Source organism: Kitasatospora sp. NPDC127067 (assembly GCF_042724755.1).
GTDB lineage: Bacteria > Actinomycetota > Actinomycetes > Streptomycetales > Streptomycetaceae > Kitasatospora > Kitasatospora lactacystinica.
Map to the genome: position 1 here is coordinate 23,933 of NZ_JBHXEM010000022.1, position 18,575 is coordinate 42,507.

At 74.1% G+C, this 18,575-nt stretch carries 17 protein-coding genes; 6 read left to right on the top strand and 11 right to left on the bottom strand.

What is annotated here, in order from left to right:
• The first annotated feature begins 137 nt into the window (after window positions 1-137).
• The 3 genes from pflA to ACFWJ4_RS12440 all read left to right on the top strand — a co-directional run bounded on the left by pflA (window position 138) and on the right by ACFWJ4_RS12440 (window position 2,730).
• Window positions 138-890, top strand: coding sequence for a pyruvate formate-lyase-activating protein (gene pflA, locus ACFWJ4_RS12430; protein WP_380542487.1), 753 nt, complete (start codon window positions 138-140; stop codon window positions 888-890).
• Window positions 891-1,042: 152 nt separating this feature from the next.
• Complete coding sequence (locus tag ACFWJ4_RS12435; RefSeq protein ID WP_380542490.1) at window positions 1,043-1,507, top strand: universal stress protein; 465 nt, start codon at window positions 1,043-1,045, stop codon at window positions 1,505-1,507.
• Window positions 1,504-2,730, top strand: coding sequence for a PP2C family protein-serine/threonine phosphatase (locus ACFWJ4_RS12440; protein ID WP_380542493.1), 1,227 nt, complete (start codon window positions 1,504-1,506; stop codon window positions 2,728-2,730). The genes ACFWJ4_RS12435 and ACFWJ4_RS12440 overlap by 4 nt, the downstream gene beginning before the upstream one ends.
• Window positions 2,731-2,915: 185 nt before the next feature.
• Here ACFWJ4_RS12440 and ACFWJ4_RS12445 read toward each other — a convergent pair whose 3' ends face one another.
• The 4 genes from ACFWJ4_RS12445 to ACFWJ4_RS12460 all read right to left on the bottom strand — a co-directional run bounded on the left by ACFWJ4_RS12445 (window position 2,916) and on the right by ACFWJ4_RS12460 (window position 7,977).
• Entirely contained in the window at window positions 2,916-3,212 is a 297-nt protein-coding gene (locus ACFWJ4_RS12445) for a DUF4193 domain-containing protein (RefSeq protein ID WP_380542496.1), read from the bottom strand.
• 1,484 nt (window positions 3,213-4,696) lie between these two features.
• Window positions 4,697-5,434, bottom strand: a complete 738-nt coding sequence (locus ACFWJ4_RS12450) for a hypothetical protein (RefSeq protein WP_380542499.1) — start codon at window positions 5,432-5,434, stop codon at window positions 4,697-4,699.
• A gap of 819 nt (window positions 5,435-6,253) precedes the next feature.
• On the bottom strand, window positions 6,254-6,907 hold the full coding sequence (locus ACFWJ4_RS12455; RefSeq protein WP_380542502.1) for a pyridoxamine 5'-phosphate oxidase family protein: 654 nt from the start codon (window positions 6,905-6,907) through the stop codon (window positions 6,254-6,256).
• Window positions 6,908-6,933: 26 nt separating this feature from the next.
• The gene (locus tag ACFWJ4_RS12460; RefSeq protein ID WP_380542505.1) at window positions 6,934-7,977 is read right to left on the bottom strand and encodes a zinc-dependent alcohol dehydrogenase family protein; all 1,044 of its coding nucleotides are present in this window, start codon (window positions 7,975-7,977) and stop codon (window positions 6,934-6,936) included.
• A gap of 198 nt (window positions 7,978-8,175) precedes the next feature.
• Between ACFWJ4_RS12460 and ACFWJ4_RS12465 the strand changes: the two genes are divergently transcribed.
• The gene (locus ACFWJ4_RS12465; RefSeq protein ID WP_380542508.1) at window positions 8,176-9,885 is read left to right on the top strand and encodes a GAF domain-containing protein; all 1,710 of its coding nucleotides are present in this window, start codon (window positions 8,176-8,178) and stop codon (window positions 9,883-9,885) included.
• Between the two features lie 3 nt (window positions 9,886-9,888).
• Here the strand turns inward: ACFWJ4_RS12465 and ACFWJ4_RS12470 are convergent, their stop codons facing one another.
• The 5 genes from ACFWJ4_RS12470 to ACFWJ4_RS12490 all read right to left on the bottom strand — a co-directional run bounded on the left by ACFWJ4_RS12470 (window position 9,889) and on the right by ACFWJ4_RS12490 (window position 13,470).
• On the bottom strand, window positions 9,889-10,869 hold the full coding sequence (locus ACFWJ4_RS12470) for an Acg family FMN-binding oxidoreductase (protein ID WP_380542511.1): 981 nt from the start codon (window positions 10,867-10,869) through the stop codon (window positions 9,889-9,891).
• 22 nt (window positions 10,870-10,891) lie between these two features.
• Window positions 10,892-11,191 (bottom strand): SHOCT domain-containing protein, encoded by a 300-nt coding sequence (locus tag ACFWJ4_RS12475; protein WP_380542514.1) that lies wholly within the window; start codon window positions 11,189-11,191, stop codon window positions 10,892-10,894.
• A 116-nt stretch (window positions 11,192-11,307) separates the two neighbouring features.
• Complete coding sequence (locus ACFWJ4_RS12480) at window positions 11,308-11,982, bottom strand: response regulator (protein WP_380542517.1); 675 nt, start codon at window positions 11,980-11,982, stop codon at window positions 11,308-11,310.
• A gap of 180 nt (window positions 11,983-12,162) precedes the next feature.
• Window positions 12,163-12,765, bottom strand: coding sequence for a CBS domain-containing protein (locus ACFWJ4_RS12485; RefSeq protein WP_380542520.1), 603 nt, complete (start codon window positions 12,763-12,765; stop codon window positions 12,163-12,165).
• 9 nt (window positions 12,766-12,774) lie between these two features.
• Complete coding sequence (locus tag ACFWJ4_RS12490) at window positions 12,775-13,470, bottom strand: CBS domain-containing protein (RefSeq protein WP_380542523.1); 696 nt, start codon at window positions 13,468-13,470, stop codon at window positions 12,775-12,777.
• A 160-nt stretch (window positions 13,471-13,630) separates the two neighbouring features.
• Here ACFWJ4_RS12490 and ACFWJ4_RS12495 point away from each other — a divergent pair, with 160 nt between their 5' ends.
• Both ACFWJ4_RS12495 and ACFWJ4_RS12500 read left to right on the top strand, forming a co-directional pair.
• Window positions 13,631-14,602: an MBL fold metallo-hydrolase gene (locus tag ACFWJ4_RS12495; RefSeq protein ID WP_380542526.1), complete on the top strand. Its 972-nt coding sequence runs from the start codon at window positions 13,631-13,633 to the stop codon at window positions 14,600-14,602.
• A complete protein-coding gene (locus tag ACFWJ4_RS12500) occupies window positions 14,485-15,045 on the top strand; it encodes an MBL fold metallo-hydrolase RNA specificity domain-containing protein (protein ID WP_380542529.1) in 561 nt (186 codons plus the stop codon). The genes ACFWJ4_RS12495 and ACFWJ4_RS12500 overlap by 118 nt, the downstream gene beginning before the upstream one ends.
• A gap of 1 nt (window position 15,046) precedes the next feature.
• Here ACFWJ4_RS12500 and ACFWJ4_RS12505 read toward each other — a convergent pair whose 3' ends face one another.
• A complete protein-coding gene (locus ACFWJ4_RS12505; protein ID WP_380542532.1) occupies window positions 15,047-15,733 on the bottom strand; it encodes an HPP family protein in 687 nt (228 codons plus the stop codon).
• A gap of 6 nt (window positions 15,734-15,739) precedes the next feature.
• Entirely contained in the window at window positions 15,740-18,475 is a 2,736-nt protein-coding gene (locus tag ACFWJ4_RS12510) for a GNAT family N-acetyltransferase (RefSeq protein WP_380542535.1), read from the bottom strand.
• Between the last annotated feature and the right edge of the window lie 100 nt (window positions 18,476-18,575).

The following is an 18,575-nucleotide window of genomic DNA, read 5'->3' on the forward strand; positions in this document are numbered from 1 at the left end:
CTCCCCCCGCCTCGACTATATCGTGCTGGCGGGCCCGCTGCACCCCGCCGGCGTGGCCCCCCCCCCCCGGGCCGGGGGGGCCCCCCCCCCCCCCCGGCCCCCCCCACCGCTCCGCCCCGCAGAAGGAGCACACCCCCATGGCCACGGCCGCCCCGCAACCGGTCACCGGCATGCTGCACTCCTGGGACCTGTCCACCGGAGTCGACGGCCCCGGCACCCGCTTCGTCACCTTCCTGGCCGGCTGCCCGCTGCGCTGCCTGTACTGCCACAACCCCGACACCCGCTCCATGCGCCACGGCCGCCCCTGCTCGGCCGAGGAGATCGTGCGCGAGGCCGCCAAGTACACCGAGTTCATCCGCGCCTCCGGCGGCGGCGCCACCGTCAGCGGAGGCGAACCGCTCCTCCAACCCGCCCTCACCGGCGAGCTGCTGCACCGGTTCAAGCACGAACTCGGCCTGCACACCGCATTGGACACCTCCGGCTTCCTAGGCGCCCGCGCCGACGACGCGCTGCTCGCCGACACCGATCTCGTGCTGCTCGACATCAAGTCCTGGGACCGCGCCCTCTACCGGCACCTGACCGGACAGCGGCTCGACCCCACGCTCGACTTCGCCCGCCGCCTGGCCGACCTGGGCAGGGAGGTCTGGCTGCGCTTCGTCCTCGTGCCGCACCTGACCGACCCCGCCGCGAACATCGAGGGCGTCGCCGCCTTCGCCGCCTCGCTCGGCAACGTCACCCGGGTCGACGTCCTGCCCTTCCACAGACTCGGCGCCGCCAAGTGGCGCGCCCTCGGGCTCGACTTCCCCCTCGCCGACACCCCGGTGCCCACACCGGACCGGATCGCCCGAGCCCGGGGGATCTTCGCCGCGCAGGGCCTGCACACGGTCTGAACCCGGACCTGCGGTGTGCGACGATGCGGCGGTGGAGGGCGTGCGGTCCATGGGCGGGGTCTTCTCCGGTGACAGTCTCCTCCCGGCTGGCACGGTGGCCGCGGATCGCCGATGGTGGCGGTGAAGGACGGCACAACTCTCGGAGGCGTGTGATGGGCGAGGAACCCCGCCGCTCAGCCCGGATCGTCGTGGGAGTGGACGGTTCCCCGACGTCCAGGTCCGCACTGACGTGGGCGGCCCGGCAGGCCGGGCTGACCGGCGACAGCGTGGACGCTGTGATCGCCTGGCAGTACCCGGTCGGCTACGGGGCGCCCTCGGCAGCCGTGCCGAACTTCGACTTCGCGGGCAACGCGCGCCAGGCCCTGGCCGGGGCCGTCACGGAGGCCGCAGCGGAGTCTCCCCAGGTCGAGATCCGGCAGCACGTCGTCCAGGGCCACCCCGCTGCGGCGCTCCTCGAGGCCGCGGAAAGCGCAGATCCGCTCGTCGTGGGCAATCGCGGGCACGGCGGATTCACCGAGGCCCTGCTGGGCTCGGTCAGCCAGCACTGCGTCCACCACGCGCCCTGCCCGGTCGTCGTCGTACGCGCCGCACGACCCCGACCGCAGGCGGAACCGTGACCGACGAGGCGATCGACTACCGGGCGGTGTTCCGTGCCCTGCCCGGCATGGTCGCGCTGCTCACCCCGGACCTGGTGTACGCCGACGCCAACGAGGATTTCCTCAGCCTGTCCGGGCGCACCCGCGAGCAGCTCGTCGGCCGGTACCTCTTCGACATCTTCCCCGACAACCCGAACGACCCCGCCGCCACCGGAGCCCACAACCTGGAGGTATCCCTGCGCAGGGTCCTGGCGTCCGGCGAGCGCGACACCATGGCCCTGCAGCGCTACGACGTCGAGTCGACAGCCCGACCCGGCGAGTGGGAGGAGCGGTACTGGAGTCCGGTCAACGCCCCCGTGCTCGACGGCGAGGGCCGTGCGGTGCTGCTCGTCCACCGCGTCGAGGAGATCACCCAGCTCATCCGCGCCCACGGCCTGCCCGAGGGCAACCGCGCCCGCGTCCTGGAAGCCGAGCTCTACACCCGTGCCCGCGAACTCCAGGAGGTCAACGAGCGCCTGCGCGAGTCCCACGCGCGCGAACGCGAGGTGGCACTCGCGCTCCAGGGGGCCATGCTGCCCGCACCCAGACCACTCGAACGCCACCGTGCCGCGGTCCGCTACCGACCCGCCATGGGCGCCCTCAACGTCTGCGGCGACTGGTACGACCTCGTCGAACTGCCGGACGACCGCGTCGCGGTCGCCGTCGGCGACGTGGTCGGCCACGGCCTGGTCGCCGCCGGTGTCATGGGCCAGCTCCGCAGTGCCCTCAGCGCCGCCTCCCGGGTTGCCGGCGGCCCCGCCCAGGCCCTGGAGGTGCTCGGGCTGTACGCCCGTTCCGTCGAGGGCGCCGAATCCACCACCGCCGCGACCGCCTTCATCGACTCCGGCGCCCACACCATCACCTACAGCAGCGCCGGCCATCCCCCACCCGCCCTGCTGCACGGCGACGGCACCGTCGAATTCCTCGACCGGGCCACCGACCCTCCGCTCGGCGCCCGTCCCGAGCACCGGACACGGCCCGAGGCCGTCACCCGATTCGCCGAGGGGGACACGCTCGCCCTCTACACCGACGGCCTGATCGAACGCCGCCACGAGGACATCGACACCGGCCTGGACCGCCTCGCGCACGTCCTCACCACGCACCGAGCCGCCGACCCCGACGCCATCGCCGACACCGTCCTCACCGAAATGATCCCCCCCGGCGGCGCCACCGACGACACCGCGCTCGTCGTCATCCGGCTCTGACGGCAGCACCCGGCCTGCTGACACGCCGCAGCACTCGTCGAGGCCACGGGCCGCCCGGATCTCCTGGTCGTCGGCCGGCCATCGACGCTCGGCACTGGCGGGCCGTACGTCCAGTCTCGTTCGCCGTCCTGACCGCAGTACTCGTGACAACCGACGCTGTCCGCGCATGAGCGCGGCGACTGCTGTCAGGGGGCGCAATCGCGGCAGATCATCCCGCCCTGGTCGGTGTGAACGAGCTGGCTGCGATGGTGGACCATGGAGCAGGTCGCGCAGACGAACTCGTCCGGCTGTTCCGGCAGGACCCTGATGGTCAGCTCCTCGCCGGAGAGGTCGGCGCCGGGGAGTTCCATGCTCTCGGCCTCTTCGGTCTCGTCCAGGCCTGTCACGCCGGGCCGCCGCTCGTCACGGCGGGACTTCAGTTCTTCGAGGCTCTCCTCGTTGTCGTCCTCGGTGCGCCGCGGGGCGTCGTAGTCCGTGGCCACAGTGGTTGCTCCTTGCGTGGGTCGAAGAAGTCGCCTGACAGGACGGGGGCGGTGGGGCTCACTCGGACGGGGCTCCGACGGCCCCGTCGTCCCTCGTGCCAGCGGTTGTCGATGCGGTGCCCAGGTCGGGGGTGCCGGCAGGAGGACTGCCCCCGGCGAGGCCGGTGACGGCGGTGTCACAGGCCGGGCAGGCGTGTCGGTGCCAGCGCGGCGGCAACCAGGGGTCGCCTGGTGCGGCGGGGTGCTGTGAATCGGGTTGCATGCCGCGGGTCGACAACCCGCAGAGGGCGGACTCCGCCGGGGTGGGCGTGCGGGCGGCGGCGTGGACCCGGACCACAGGTGCACGCGGTGTGGCGGGCAGTCCCTCGGCCGTGAGGAGCCGTACGTTCGACGGTCCGTCCAGCTCCAGCAGTGCGATGAGATCCATACCCCCACGGTGGACCGGCCCGGCGCTCCGTGCATCCGGTCGTCGGCACGCGAATGCGCTCGGCAGGCGTGAGCCCCGCCGACTCGACCGCACGGAAGCCTCCGGGCGCGAAGCCCGTGCCGGCCTGAGGAGCAGACGACGAACGCACCGATGCCCGCCAAGGCCTGGGCCCTGTGCCTGGGCCTCTTCGAGGAGGGCGACCTCACCTGGGTGCACGCCGTCCCCGGTCCGTCACGGGCACTGTGGATCCCGTGTTCGCCCGTGCCTCCACCCTGCCCGTTGCTTCGGGCACCGTCCAAAGTCCGGTGGCGTCCGCCGGAGACGGCTGTCCGGCGCCGCCGGGGGACCGCGGGGGCGGGGCTCACGCTCCGCGCGTAGTCGCGGACAGCCGGATTCGGGCGATCCGGTCGATGTCCCCGACGGTGACGATGCCGATCTGGCCCAGGGCCGTCCGGGCTCGGTTCCAGGGCCGTCCGGGCCCCGATCGGGAGGCGGGTGGGAAGCTCGGGCCGCAGGCGTGCGGAAACCGGCGGCGAGTCGTCGGTGTGGGCCGGCCCGCAGCACCGCCAACACCCACCCGCCGACGACGAGCGCGTACAACTGGGTGAGACGGCCCGCCGACCGGGCGAGCGCGGTACGGCTGGCGCTGCCGCTCACCGAGAACCAGCTCGCCGTCGTCCCGAACGCCACCCACCTGTTCGAGTGAACCCCGGGCCCTCGACGAGGTCGCGGACCTGGCCGCACGGTGGTTCACCGCCCGCCTCACCCCGGTGTCGGCCCCGGGGCCCTGAGCCCCGGAGCCGACCGGGCCGAGGGGCAGTGTCCGCCGGAGAGCAACACCAGCAGGAACCCGCCCACGGACAGCGCGAGGGCGGCCCCGGCCGGGGCGAAGCCGTCGACGGCCGGCCGGGCCAGAGCCGGCAGGACCAGAGCCGGCAGGACCAAGGCCAAGCCGCAGGCGAGCAGAGTGGCTGGCTCGCGCCCACCGCGTCCCGTGGCGGCGAGTTCTGGGGCTACCTGGCCCGACTTCGCCCGACACACCCGCTGTCGGCCGGCTTCATCGGGGCCCGCGGCCGATGTCGCGGGCGAGTTCGAGCGCGAGGACCTGATCCAGGCGGACACAGGTCTCGAAGCGGGTACCGTCCGGCAGATCGGACCGGTCCTCCATGGCGTGCAGGACGCGTACCGCGACCCGGGCGTCCAGATCTTCGTTCAGGCCGTCGAAGGACGCCTGGACCAGGTCCGCGTCCAGGGGTCCGGACGGTGCGCGGGCGAGGTCGGCCACGAGCGCGCGCCAACGGGAAAGCCTCGCGGCGGCGTCCGTCAGCGATGCGGCGGTGAGGCGGACCGGATCGGTGACGGCGTGTTCGAGGAAGTCCAGGCGCAACGCGAGAGGATCGTGCTCGGGTCCCGGGAAAATGGTTGACAGGTCTGCGGGCAACTCCGGGCCGCCGTTCGAAGGCTCCCCGGTCACCGGTCCGGTGACGAGGAGCAGCGGGGCCACGAACACGGGGTCGGGGTGCGGGCGGCTGATGACGACCAGGTCGGCCGCCGGCCGGGCGGCGGCGTCCACTTCTCGGTGGGCGCACACCCGGGCGGGTGGGTGGATGCCGAGCTGATCGGCGGCTTTCAGCAGGGCCCCGACCTGCTCGCCGGAGCTGTCCGGGACGGCGAGCTCGATGAGCACCTGCATGCCCTGGGCCTCGCAGGTGCGGGCCAGCACGTCGCCGGCCAGCAGGGCCCGCAGATCCCCGATGGCGAACCGGCGGTCCTGCGCGCCGACTGCGACGGTCACGCGCAGGAGTCGGGCGCGGCGGGAACCGATCTCGGTGTGTTCTCCCGTTCGGGCGTCGGCGATTCGCAACAGCGCTTCCCTTCGACTCGGGGCAGAGGGCGGTGTGTCAGGCGGATGGGCACGTCAGGCCGTCGGTATCAGGCGGGTGGAACCCGACCGGGATGCCGGTCGCGTGACGCTCGGCGCCGACCTTGTGGCGACAGTCGAACACTCGCACGCGCCGACCCGACCCGGTCACCGTGGCTCTCCACCGTGAGGACGGGTGCCGACCGGCGCGAGCACCTGAGCCTTTCATTCGAGCATGCGCAGTGGCGTGGTGGGCTGCCACCGGCGTTGGCCCGGCGGAAGCCGCGCTGCGACCCGCCGCCCCACCGTCGCATGACTCTGCAGGTCCGAAGGCGGCGGGTAGGTGTCCGGCGCTCCTGTGGCGGGGCGCGCCCGGGGGCGGAGCCTGGAGGGGGCGAAGGAAGCGGTCCCGTCGCGGGACGGAGAAGGCGGGCCGGGGGGGCGTGGAGCCCGGGACGACCGTCCCGGTGGGCGCCGCCCTGGCTGACATCGGCACTGCCGGGGCGCCCGGCCCCGGCACCGGCCACCGAGTCGGCGGTCACACCGCTGGGAATCCCGGACCGACAGGGCCGGTACGTCCATCACGTCGCGCACCCGTATGACATCCGAGGTTGCCGCTTCGGCAGGCTCGGCCTCGACCGTCCGCGCCTGTTCGGTCTGTCCCGCCGCCCGGTTCGAGAAGATGGCGGCGACGGCACCGAGGTGGGCGACCCGCTCAAGCACCCGATCCATGTACCGGCTGTTCAACGGACGTCACCCCGTGTCGATGCGGCGCCCGGTGACCGCGGCCGGACGGACGCGCACCCAGAGCGGGCGGGCGCCGCCGGCCCAGGGGGTGGCGCCGGGCAGTGCCGCGAGGTGCTGTTCCTCGTCCGAGGTGTCGACCGGATGAGCCTGGCCGAGGATCAGGACGCTCCAGCCCGCGCTCCGGTGCTCGTCGATCCGGTCCACCTCGAACGAGACGGGCGAGCCGTCGGCCGGGGCGGCGGCTCCCCCGGGGGCCGTGCGGTACGCGATAGTCCGGTCGTCCACCACGTAGTTGACCGGGAGCACGACGGGCGCCGAGGAGCCGGGCAGGCCGACCCGGCCGACGCCGCGGGTGCCGAGCAGTTCCCAGCACTGCGGCTCGGTGAGACGCAGGAGCTGACCGCGGCGGCCGGTGTCGGTCTGCCCCGGCGGGGCGTCCGGGCGGTTCCCCGACAGCAGCTCCGGCCAGGCCATCCCCAGCACGGCAGCGATCCGGACGAACCCGGGCGGATCGAACTCCGGCCCCGAGCAGAGGAGTTGTCGCAAGTAGGCAGGGGACATGGCGGCCCGGTGGGCCAGCATTCCTTCGCTCAGGCCGAGCTGATCGCGCCGTCGGAGGATCCGGCGGGCGATGTCGCCGCAGTCGGGATGGACGCTCATGATGGCGGTTCCTCCGTCCATGGCGCTCACGTCCGGAACAGCGCGACCTTGAGCGCGCCGGTGTCGGCCGCGTCGGCGAAGACGTCGTAGGCCTCCTGCATCTCCTCCAGGCCGAAGCGGTGGGTGACCAGCCCGCCGGAGTCGAGCCGACCGACGGCCAGCATGTCCAGCAGCATCGGGGTGCTGCTCGTGTCGACCAACCCGGTGGTGATGGTGACGTTGCGGATCCAGAGGTCCTCCAGGTGCAACACCGCCGGTCTGCCGTGCACGCCCACATTGGCCACCCGGCCGCCGGGGCGCACCAGGCGGGTGCACAGTTCGAAGGTCTCGGGCACGCCGACCGCCTCGATGGCGACGTCCACGCCGAGGCCGTCGCGGCTCAGCTGCCGGACGGCCTCGGGGGTGGCCTCGGCGGAGGTGAGCACGGTGTCGGCGCCGAACCGCTTGGCGGCGTCGAGGCGGCTCTGCGCGAGGTCGGTCACGATGATGCGGGCGGGGCTGTAGAGGCGCGCGGTGAGGACGGCGGCGAGGCCGATCGGTCCGGCACCGACGATCGCGACGGTGTCGCCCGGGCCGATCCGGCCGTTGCGGACACCGACCTCGTAGGAGGTGGGCAGGATGTCGGCGAGCAGCAGGGCGTCCTCGTCCCGGACACCTTCGGGGAGCTTGTACAGGGAGGTGTCCGCGAAGGGGGTGCGGACGTACTCGGCCTGGCAGCCGTCGATCAGGTGGCCGAGGATCCAGCCGCCACCGCCGGTGCACTGCCCGTAGGCCGCTGTACGGCAGTAGGCGCAACGGCCGCAGGCGAAGACGCAGGAGACCAGCACCCGGTCGCCGGCCGTGATCGTGCGCACGCCCGGGCCGGTCTCGGTGACGGTGCCGAGGGCCTCGTGGCCCAGGACGCGGCCCTCCTCGACCTCGGGGACGTCGCCCTTGAGGATGTGCAGGTCGGTGCCGCAGATGGTCACCGCGTCCACCCGGACGACGGCGTCCTCCGGGTCCCGGACGGCCGGGTCGGGGACGTCGCCCCAGGTGCGGCGGCCGGGTCCGTGGTAGGTGAGCGCCTTCATGCCGCGATCACTCCTCTCGGAGGGCGGAGCCGGGGCGGTTCCGCTCGCCCTTCCAGCGTTCCCCCCGGCCGCGCCCGTCGCCAGGGGCCGCCGGGGTGCTCCCGGTGGGCCAATGGACCCCCCTCGCACCCGCCGGGGCGCCGCGAGCACGCCTACGCTGGTCATGGGCATCGGGGGGGCGAGCCACGGAGGATTTCCTTGGGCAACGCGTCGCAGGGCCCCGCCCCCGTGCCGAAGCTGCGGCTGGACGAGCTCCTGGAGGAGCTCCAGGCCCGCCTGGACGCCGCCCGCGGTACCCGGGACCGGGTGCACAGCCTGCTGGAGGCGGTGCTGGCGGTCGGACGCGACCTGGAGCTGACCCAGGCGCTCCAGCACATCGTGGAGGCCGCCGTCACCCTGGTGGACGCCGAGTACGGGGCGCTCGGCGTGATCGGCGAGGACCAGCGGCTGTCCCAGTTCATCCCGGTGGGGGTCACGGACGAGCAGGTCAGACTGATCGGCGCCCTGCCCTCGGGGCACGGAATCCTCGGCGAGCTGATCCGCCACCCCGAGCCGCTGCGGCTCAGCCGGCTCTCGGACCACCCGGCCTCCTACGGTTTCCCGGCCGACCACCCGCCGATGCGCAGCTTCCTGGGGGTGCCGATCCGGATCCGGGACAAGGTGTTCGGCAACCTCTACCTGACCGAGAAGCGGGGCGGGGGCGACTTCGACGCCGAGGACGAGTCGGTGCTCGCCACCCTCGCCGTCGCGGCCGGGGTGGCCATCGACAACGCCCGGCTGTACGCCCGGGCCCGCCAGAGGCAGCGCTGGCTGGAGGCGAGTGCCGAGGTGACCAGAAGCCTGCTCTCGGGCAGCGGGGATCAGGAGGTGCAGGACCTGCTGCTCACCCGGGCGACCGAGCTCGTCGGAGCGGACCTCGCGGTCGTCGCCGTACCACGGCCGGGAACCGGCGAGCTGGAGGTGCGGATCGCCGTCGGCCTCGGCGAGCGGGAGCACCGCGGTCTGGTGCTGCCGATCGAAGGCTCGTTCATGGGCGCGGCCTTCCGCACCGGCGGGCTCGTAGTGAGCCCCGACGTCCGCAAGGACCCCCGGATCACGGCGGGACCGCCCCGCTGGCAGGGGCTGGGCCCGGCGGTCGCGGTGCCCGTCGGCACCGCCGAGCGCGGGATCCGGGGCGTGCTGCTGCTGGCCCGGGCCGCCGGCGCGCCGCCGTTCGAGGAGGACCAGTCCGCTCCCCTGCTCGGCTTCGCCGGCCAGGCCGCGGTGGCGATCGAACTCGCCGAGCGCCGCCGGGACTCGGAGCAGATCGCCCTGCTGCGGGAACGCGACCGGATCGCCCGCGACCTGCACGACCTGGCCATCCAGCGGCTCTTCGCCACCGGCATGACCCTCCAGGGCGCCACCCGCTTCATCGACCACCCCGAGGCGACCGAGCGCGTCCTGCGCGCGATCGACGACCTGGACGAGACCGCCAGGACGATCCGCGCCACCATCTTCGGCCTGCGCCTGCGGGAAAGAGGCCCGGCGGCGACCGGACTGCGCGCCCGCATCGCCGACGTCGTCGAGCGCGCCACCCGGTCCCTCGGCTTCGCCCCGGCCCTGCGGACGGCCGGCCTGCTCGACGTCACCGTGCCTCCCGAGATCGCGGACGCGGCCGTCGCCGTCCTGGAGGAGGCCCTGTCCAACGCCGCCCGCCACGCTCGGGCCGGCGCCGTGGACGTCACGGTGGCCGCCGGCGACGAGCTGACCGTGACAGTCACGGACAACGGGGTCGGTCTGCCCGGGACCGGCCGCCGCGGCGGGCTCGCCAACCTCACCGACCGGGCCTCCGGCCTGGGCGGCACCTTCACGGCCCGGACCCGGGCGGAGGGCGGTACCGAGCTGGTGTGGCGCGTGCCCCTGGGGTAGGTCTCAGCCCTGGTCCAGGACCTCGCCGGGGCTCAGGCGGGGTGTCGGGGCGCCCTCCGGGCCGTAGCCGAGGCGGATCAGCATCTGGACGAACCCGGGGCGCTGGTGCGGATCGCGGGCCTCCCAGCGCAGGTAGGGCCACTCCATGGCCTGGTGCAGCAGGGAGGCGCGGACGCCGTGGGCGGTGGCGACCAGCAGCACGTGCTCCAGAGCGAGGCCGGCCCGGAGCCAGTCCACCCGGGTGTCACGCTCGGTGGTGAGGACCGCGATGCGGGGCTCGTGCTCGAAGAGGGCGGGAGCCTGGTGCTCGGTCGCATGAATGGCGGAGAAGTCGCGCATCGGCAGTTGACCGGCCGCGTCCTGGGGGCCGAGCGCGTCGACCGGGATGCCGTAGGGCGGCACCTCGCCGGTGCGGATCCAGCTGCGGCTCTCGGTGCGCTGGGCCTCGTCGGTGGTGTTGCGGCGCTCGGCCTCGGCGCTGAGGTGGAGCAGCCGGGCGGTCTCCGCGTGGTCGGGCAGGTGGAGCGCGGCGTCCTCGGCACGGGCGGCGTCGGTCAGTTCGTCGAGGACGGCCGGTGGGACCGGTACGGCGGTGAACGGCGTGCGGATGGAGTGCCGGTGCCAGATCGCCTCGAAGAGCTTCTCCGTGCCCGGGGTCGGTGCGGTGGCCGGGGTGTCGAGCCGGACGGCGGCGAACAGCTCGGGCTCGGCCGGATCGGGCAGCAGGCGGACGTCGGGTGCCCAGCCGAGGTGGCGGGCGGCGACCCGGAGGTTGAGAACGGCCGCGCCGACGGAGATGTGCAGCGCCCGGCCCTCCGGGTCGGCGGCCGGGACGGCCCGGCCGCGGTCGGCCCGGACCTCCAGGGTCGAGGTGTCCGGCCGGAGCCGGAAGCGCCACGGCTGGCTGTTGTGGATCGAGGGCGCCGCCACCGCCGCGGAGACGAGCTTCTCCAGTGCGGGGGCGTCGAGGGCGAGGGTGGACATGACCGTCTCCAGGGATGCGCCGTCAGCCGGAATCGGGCGGGTCGCCGGCGGCGCCGCGCAGGGTGGCCAGTCGGGCCCGGTACTCGTCGGGGTCGATCTCACCGCGGGCGAGGCGCTCCGCGAGCAGTTGCTCCGGGGTGGGCCGGGTCGGCGGCGCTGCCGGGGGCGGTACCGGGGCCACCGGGTCGTACGAAGCCGACCTACCGAGGTGCCGGACCAGGGCGATCACGCCGAGGACCACCAGTGCCCAGAAGAGCAGCATGCTCACGGTCATCAGGCCGATGCCCCAACCGTTCATGCCCCCGTCGTTCCAGTACATCATCGCCGTCTCCTCGGGCCGTAACGGGAGGTCGATCACCTCCAGCGTGCGGCCGGGGAGCGGCCTGCCGCTTGGGCCGTTCGGCTCCTCCCGCAGGCCCGCCCGGCCCCGCCAGGGCGTCAGTGCGGGCGCCGGTGCTGCTGCTCGGGCTCGGCGTGGGCGGCGATGACGGCGGCCTGGAGGCGTCGTTCGACACCCAGTTTGGCTAGCAGCCGCGAGACGTGGTTCTTCACGGTCTTCTCGGCGAGGTAGAGCTCCTGGCCGATCTGGCGGTTCGTCCTGCCCTCCCCCACCAGGGCGAGGATCTCCCGCTCGCGCGGGGTGAGCCCGGCGAGCGCGGTGTCGGTCGCGTTCTCCTTGTGGTGGCGCAGGCTCTCCATCAGCTTGCGGGTGGTCGCCGGGTCGAGCATGGACTGGCCGGAGGCCACCGTCCGCACCGCGCCGACCAGTTCGGCACCCTTGACCTGCTTGAGGACGTAACCGGCCGCACCGGCCATGATCGCGTCGAGCAGGGCGTCGTCGTCGTCGAAGGAGGTCAGCATCAGGCAGGCCAGCCCGGGCATCCGGTCGCGCAGGTCCCGGCAGACGGTCACCCCGTCGCCGTCCGGGAGCCGTACGTCGAGCACCGCGACGTCCGGGCGCAGCGCCGGTACGCGGGCGAGGGCCTGGGCACAGGTGCCGGCCTCGCCGACGACCTCCATGTCCGGCTCGGCCTCCAGGAGGTCACGGACGCCCCGGCGGACCACCTCGTGGTCGTCGAGCAGGAACACCCGTACGGGCTGGGGCGAGTCCATGGCCTGCTCCTGGGCTGCGCGGGGCACTGACACCACCGATTCTCCGCGCCCGTCCCCGTCCCCGCAGCGCATCGGCGGCCCGGGCCCGTCGGACGTCCGGGACGGCGGCCCGGCGGGCGGCGGCCTGGCTCTCCGGGGAGCCGTCGGCAGCAGCGAACACGACCGTCCCCGCACCTCCGCTCAGGCCGGCGCGCCGAGCCGGAGTTCCACGTCGACCACGCCGGGCACGGAGCGCACCAGCCTCTCCAGGAGGGGCCTGGAGAGGGTGCCCGGCAGTTCGCCCGTCAGGGTGATCCGGCCGTTCTCGGAGCGTATGTCGCTCTCGACGGCGGCGTCCGGGCCGAGGGTGGCGACCAGCTCGAAGCGGACCCGGTCGGCGAGTTCGCGGTCGTCCTCCAGGTAGACCTTCAGCAGGTCGCCACGGCTGACAATGCCCACGAGGTAGTCCTCCTCGTCGACCACCGGGAGCCGCTTGAGGTGGCCTCGGGCCATTGCCCGGGCAGCCTCGTTGAGCGGGCTGCCGGGGTGCACGGTGACCGCCGGGACGGACATCATCCGCCCGGCCGTCAGGGCGTCGGCGCGCACGCCGTCGCGGTCCCGGGCGGTGAGCAGGTCGGCCTCGGAGACCACCCCGATCACCCGGCCGTCACCGGTCAGCACGGGGACGGCGCTGACTCGCCAGCGCTGGAGGGTGTCGACGACCTCGCGGAAGTCCGCGTCGCGGCCGACGGCCACCACCGCATGGGTCATGACGTCGGCGACGGTGCTCGGTGTGCGGGTCATGGCGGCCTCCTACGATGCCGCGCGGTAGGCGCGGGGGTGTTCCAGGGACCAGCCTGTGTCGTCCTCGGTCCAGTCCAGGGTGGCGTGGACGGCGACCACACCGTCCACGGCGCGGCAGAGTTGTCCGGCGATCGGGACCAGGCTGCGAAACCTCAGCCGCCCGCTCAGGGTGACCACGCCGTCCTGCACCGCGACCTGGACGTCTCCGGGCGCGACCCAGAGGGTCTGTCCCAGCACGTCGTGGTTGATCTCGTCCCGGATCGCCGCGTCGTGGCGCAGGAACACCTGCAGCAGGTCCCGGCGGCTGACGATGCCGACCAGGCGTCCGGCCTCGTCGACCACGGGCAGGCGCTTGACCTTGTGCTTGTCCATGGCACGGGCGGCCTCGGGGATCGACCATCCGGGGCGTGCGGTGACCGCGGGACTGGTCATCAGACCGCCGGCCGTCTCCGCCTCGGCACGGGCACGGTCCTTCTCGGCCAGCCAGCGGCCCGGGTAGCGGCCCTCCGGGTCCGGCAGGACGGCCTCCTTTCGGATCAGGTCGGCCTCGGACACCATGCCGATCGGGCGGCCCTGGTCGTCGACGACGGGGATCGCGGTGATGTCGTTGCGGTGGAACATCGCCGCAACCTCCTTGGCCGGCGTGTCGGGCCGGGCGGTGACGACCTCGTGGGTCATCACCTCGTTGACGCTGCGGTGCTGCATCGTCCTCACTCCTCCTCCGGTGGTCCCGTCTTCACTGTCCGCGCGTCCGGAGCCGCCGGACAGGGCCGGTCGGTCCATGCCGCCGGGCCGCTCCGGCCCAGGACAGCACGGCTGGTCGGCACGGAGGATGGAGGGACCTCAGCACCCCCTGGAGGCAGTCGTGACGACGGACACCGGCACACCCCGGCCCGGCCTGCTGACCTTCCTGGGCGGCGTGGGCACCGTCACCGGCAGCAAGTTCCTGGTGGAGACCGACCACGCCCGCCTGATGATCGACTGCGGCCTCTTCCAGGGCCTGGCCGAACTGCGCCGCCGCAACCGCCGCCCACTGCCGCTCGACGCCGCCGACGTACGGGCCGTCGTGCTCACCCATGCCCACCTCGACCACTGCGGCTACCTGCCCCGTCTGGTCCGCGACGGCTTCCGCGGCCCCGTGCTCACCACCCCGGACACGGCCCGGATCGCCGAGCTGATCCTCCGTGACAGCGCCCACCTCCTGCGCGAGGAGGCCGACCACGCCAACGAGCACGGCTGGTCCAAGCACCGCCCCGCCGAACCGCTCTACGACGACGAGGACGTCGAGAACGCCCTGCGGATGTTCGACCCCGTCCCGCTGGACACCGATGTCGAGATCACCACCGGAAATGTCCTCCGGTTGCACCGGGCCGGACACATCCTCGGCTCCGCCTGGGCCCACCTCACCCTGGAGGACGGCCACACCATCGCCGCCAGCGGCGACCTCGGCCGCCCCGTCCATCCGCTGCTGCGCCCGCCCGAACCGTTCACCGGCGCGGACGCGCTGCTCTTGGAGTCCACGTACGGCCACCGGCACCACGAGGAGACCGCCGCGCGCGAGTGGTTCGCCGCCGCCCTGGAGCGGACCCTGGCGCGCGGCGGCACCGTGGTCGTCCCGTCCTTCGCCGTCGACCGCACCGAGGTCGTCCTGCACCAGCTCACCGAACTGCGCCGGTCCGGCCGGCTGCGGCCAACGTGCCCGTCTACGTGGACAGTCCGATGGCACTGGCCACCCTGCAGATCTACCGGGAGGCCTTCGCCGCCGGCTCCGACCAGCTGCGGCCCGACGTCCTCTCCCGGGGCCCGACCGCCCTCGACCCGGAGCCGTTCACCCTGATCCACTCGCTCCAGGACTCCCTCGCCCTGGACCGCGCCCACGGCCCCGCCGTCATCGTCTCCGCCTCCGGAATGGCCACCGGCGGCCGCGTCGTCCACCACCTGCTCCGGCTGCTGCCCGACGCCCGCAACACCGCCGTCGTGGTCGGCTACGCCGCCGCCGGCACCCGCGCCCGCGACCTGGTGGACGGCGCCCGCGCGCTGAAGATGTACGGCACCTACGTCCCGGTCCGTGCCGAGGTGGTCAACGTTCCCGCGTTCTCGGCGCACGCCGATGCCGCCGAGATCATCGAATGGCTGCGCCCCGCCCCGCAGCCACCGAACGCGGTCTACCTCGTCCACGGCGAACCCGAGGGCTCCCAGGCCCTGCGCGACCGGATCGACCGCGAACTCGGATGGACGGCCGTGGTCCCCCGCTCGGGCGAGCGGGTGCTGATCCGCTGATTCAGGCCGTCGACGCCGGCCCGGTGTCGTCGAGGTCCCAGGTGAGGTGGTCGGCGAGGCGGGTGAGGCCGTCGAGGTGGGCGAGTTGGAGGCAGAGGGCGGCGGCGTCGCTGCGGGTGCGGGTGCGGCCGGTGACCGAGAGCAGGCCGCGTTCGCAGCGGATGTGCAGCGAGCCCGGGACGACTCCGCTGCCGGGGGTGAGGGCGAGGGCGAGGGCCTGGGTTCGGATGGCCTCGTCCTCCCGGCGCAGGGCGTCGAGCAGGTCGTGCGAGGTGAGCAGGCCCGCCACGCGGCCGTCGATGTCCACCACGGGCAGGTGGTGGACACCTTCGTCCGTCAGCAGGGCGAGGGCTTCGGAGAGGCCACTCTCCTCGGTGACGGTGACCGCCGGAGTGGTCATCAGGTCCCGGGCGAGCAGCTCCCGCTCCGGATCCTTCTCCGCGTAGGCGGTGAGAAGGTCGGAGGCGGAGACCACCCCGGTGACGGTTCCGTCCGGGGCAACCACCGGCACGATGCCGCGTCGGGAGGCGCTCAGCACGGCGGCGACGGTGGCGAGGTCGGTGCCGGGAGTCACGGCGATGCCGGGATGGCTCATGCAGTCGCGGACCCGGGCGCGCCCAACGGACGGTGACGGCGCGGAGGACGGGAAGGTGTCGGCCGCCGTGCCGTCGAGGATGCTGCGCTTCACGGGAGCTCACTTCCCTTCGGCGGCCGCCGGGCGGCGCAGCCGCCGCAGGTAGGGGTCGAAGGACGGCCGGCGTTCCAGCCGGACCCGGGCGTCCACGCAGAGCGCGCCGTCGGGGCGGAGGATGACGGGGTTGAGGTCCGCCTCGACGAGCTCGGGGAAGTCGTCGGCGAGGTGGGAGAGTCGGGCGAGGACCGACCTGACCGCCGCGAGGTCCACGGCGGGTGCCCCGGCGCTGCCCGTCAGAAGGGGCGCGCTGCGCAGTTCGGTGACCATGGTGGTCAGGTCGCGCTCGCTCAGTGGGGCGAGCCGGACCGCCCGGTCGGCCAGCACGTCGGCGGCGGTGCCGCCCGCCCCGAGCACCACGAGGGGCCCGAAGACCCGGTCCTGGACGACACCCGCGAGCAGTTCGACGCCCGGCGCGGCCATCGGCTGGACCACCGCTCCGGCCAGCTCCGCGCCGAATCTCTCCGTGAAGTCCCGGTAGGCGGAGCCCACTTCGGCCTCGGTGCCGAGGCCGGTGCGGACGGCGCCGAGCGCGCTCTTGTGCACCTGCCCGGGCCAGTAGGCCTTCAGGGCCACCTTGCCCTCGTGTCCGAGTGTGCGCAGCCCGTTCGCGGCGGCGACCGCCGTGTGCTCGTCGCGGGCCCACACCGCGGTGGTCAGCGGCAGCCCGTAGGCCTCCAGCAGGTCGGCGGTGGACAGCGGGTCGAGCCAGCCGCCGTCGGGATGGGCGGTGAGGTAGCCGTCGATCAGGCTGCGGGCGGTGCTCCGGTCGCAGTCCGGTGCTTCGGCGGGCGCGGGGGGCGCTTCGGCGAGCCAACGGGCGCGGGCCCGGGCGTGGGCGAGGGCCCGGGCGGCGGCGACGGAGTCCGAGTAGGCGGGCAGCACGCCGCCGTCGGCGCAGGTGCGGTAGCGGACGGGCACCTGCTGGTCGAGCAGCACGGCGGCGATCGGGACGCGGCGCCGGGCCGGGCCCTCCAGCAGGGCGCGCACCGGATCCTGGGCCGGGGTGGTGCCGAGCGCCGTCGGCACCAGGCACACCAGGATCGCGTCGACGGTCGGCTCGTGTTCCAACGCCCGGAGGAAGAGGGCGAGTTCGGTCGGTCCGATCGCCGCCGTGGTGTCCACGGGGTTGCGGACGGAGGCGCCGGGCGGCAGCAGTCTCCCGAGCTCCGCCGGGAGTTCCGGCAGTTCGAGTCCGGCTTCGGCGCAGGCGTCCGCGGCGAGGATGCCGATGCCTCCGGCGTTGGAGACCACGGCGACCGCGCCGCGCGGGGCGGGCAGCGGCTGTGCGCGCAGCAGCGCGCACAGCAGCGCGGCGGCCTCGACGAGTTCGTCGATGCTGCGGGTGGCCGTGATGCCGGCTTGTCGGAACAGCGCCTCCCGGGTGACGGTCGGGGTGGAGGCGGCCGCGGTGTGCGAGGCCGCGCCGCGGCGGCCGGCCGTCGAGCGGCCGGCGTCGACGGTCAGTACCGGGATGCTCCCGGTCACCCGGCGGGCGGTGCGGGCGAAGGCCCGCGGGTTGCCGAAGGACTCCAGGTGGAGCAGCGCGAGGTCGGTCCGGCCGTCCGCCTCCCACCACTGGAGCAAGTCGTTGCCGCTGACGTCGTACTTGTCGCCGAGCGAGACGAAGCTCGACACCCCGATGCCCAGCCAGGCCAGCCGCGACAGCAGCGCGATCCCCACGCCGCCGCTCTGCACGGCCACTCCGGCGGTGCCGGGCCTGGGGAAGGCGCCACCGAACTCGGCGTCCAGCCGGACAGCCGGATCGGTCTGCGCCATGCCGAGGCTGTTCGGTCCTACCAGCCGCATGCTGTACCGACGGCAGGCGCGCATCAGCCCGCGGGCCTCCTGCGGGCCGAGCCCCGAGGTGAGCACGACCAGGGCCCGCACCCCGACCGCACCGCACTCCTCGGCCACCGCGGGGACGGCGCCGGCGGGCACGGCCAGCACGGCGAGGTCCGGCACGGCAGGCAGTGCGGAGACCGACGAGTGGGCGGGTGTGCCGGCGATCTCGTCGGCGTGCGGGTTGACCACCCACAGCGGACCGGCGAAACCTCCCTGCCGGATCTTCGTCAGGACAGTCCGACCGACCGAGCCCTCCCGCCGGGACGCGCCGACCACCGCGACCGAGGCCGGGCGCAGCAGCGCGGCGAGGCTGGCCACGTCGGCGCTGCGCCCGCGTTCGTCCACCGCCGAGCGGTAGCGCTCGTCCCTCTCGTCCAGTGGCACCCTGATCCTGACCTCGCCCTGTACGTACCGGCGCTCGACGGGCAGGCCGAGGTCTGCGAAGACCTGGTGGACGGCGTGGTTTCCGTGCAGGGTGTCGGCCTCGAAGAAGCGGATGCCGGCGGCCCGTGCCGCGTGCACCAGGTGCTCCAGTAGCAGGGTGGCGACTCCCCGGTGGTGCCAGCGGTCGGCCACCGCGAGGGCCAGTTCGGCGGTCTCCGGCGGACCGTCCAGCAGTTCGCAGTCCGCCTCGCCGACCAGTTCCTCCCCGGCCCGGGCACCGAGCGCCAGCAGACCCGCCCGCGGCGGCCCGCACAGCCGGTCGGCGGCCTGCCGGGGCGCGTTGCGGCTGACGCCGAAGAACCGCATCCGGCGGCTCTCCTCGGACATCCCGGCGGCGTGCAGGTCGAGCACCGCGCGGTGGTCGTCCGGCCCGAGCGGCCGGAGCTCCACGGTGGTGCCGTCAGCCAGCAGGGCCTCGGCGGTGGCGAGCGGCGGATGGACGGTCGACATGGCTCACCTCCTGTCTCCGTCTCCCAGACTCGGCGCCCGGCCCTGCTCCGGGGAAGGGCCGACCGGCCCCGGCCGGACCGCCGAGCGGCGCGGTGCCGTC

What these genes read in the sequence shown, in the direction of transcription:
- ACFWJ4_RS12435 (WP_380542490.1), top strand. Translation starts at nt 1,043, where the DNA reads ATGGGCGAGGAACCCCGCCGCTCAGCCCGGATCGTCGTGGGAGTGGAC.
- ACFWJ4_RS12490 (WP_380542523.1), bottom strand. Translation starts at nt 13,470, where the DNA reads ATGCAGCACCGCAGCGTCAACGAGGTGATGACCCACGAGGTCGTCACC.
- ACFWJ4_RS12470 (WP_380542511.1), bottom strand. Translation starts at nt 10,869, where the DNA reads ATGTCCACCCTCGCCCTCGACGCCCCCGCACTGGAGAAGCTCGTCTCC.
- ACFWJ4_RS12475 (WP_380542514.1), bottom strand. Translation starts at nt 11,191, where the DNA reads ATGATGTACTGGAACGACGGGGGCATGAACGGTTGGGGCATCGGCCTG.
- ACFWJ4_RS12455 (WP_380542502.1), bottom strand. Translation starts at nt 6,907, where the DNA reads ATGAGCGTCCATCCCGACTGCGGCGACATCGCCCGCCGGATCCTCCGA.
- ACFWJ4_RS12480 (WP_380542517.1), bottom strand. Translation starts at nt 11,982, where the DNA reads ATGGACTCGCCCCAGCCCGTACGGGTGTTCCTGCTCGACGACCACGAG.
- ACFWJ4_RS12510 (WP_380542535.1), bottom strand. Translation starts at nt 18,475, where the DNA reads ATGTCGACCGTCCATCCGCCGCTCGCCACCGCCGAGGCCCTGCTGGCT.
- ACFWJ4_RS12500 (WP_380542529.1), top strand. Translation starts at nt 14,485, where the DNA reads ATGGCACTGGCCACCCTGCAGATCTACCGGGAGGCCTTCGCCGCCGGC.
- ACFWJ4_RS12485 (WP_380542520.1), bottom strand. Translation starts at nt 12,765, where the DNA reads ATGACCCGCACACCGAGCACCGTCGCCGACGTCATGACCCATGCGGTG.
- ACFWJ4_RS12460 (WP_380542505.1), bottom strand. Translation starts at nt 7,977, where the DNA reads ATGAAGGCGCTCACCTACCACGGACCCGGCCGCCGCACCTGGGGCGAC.
- pflA (WP_380542487.1), top strand. Translation starts at nt 138, where the DNA reads ATGGCCACGGCCGCCCCGCAACCGGTCACCGGCATGCTGCACTCCTGG.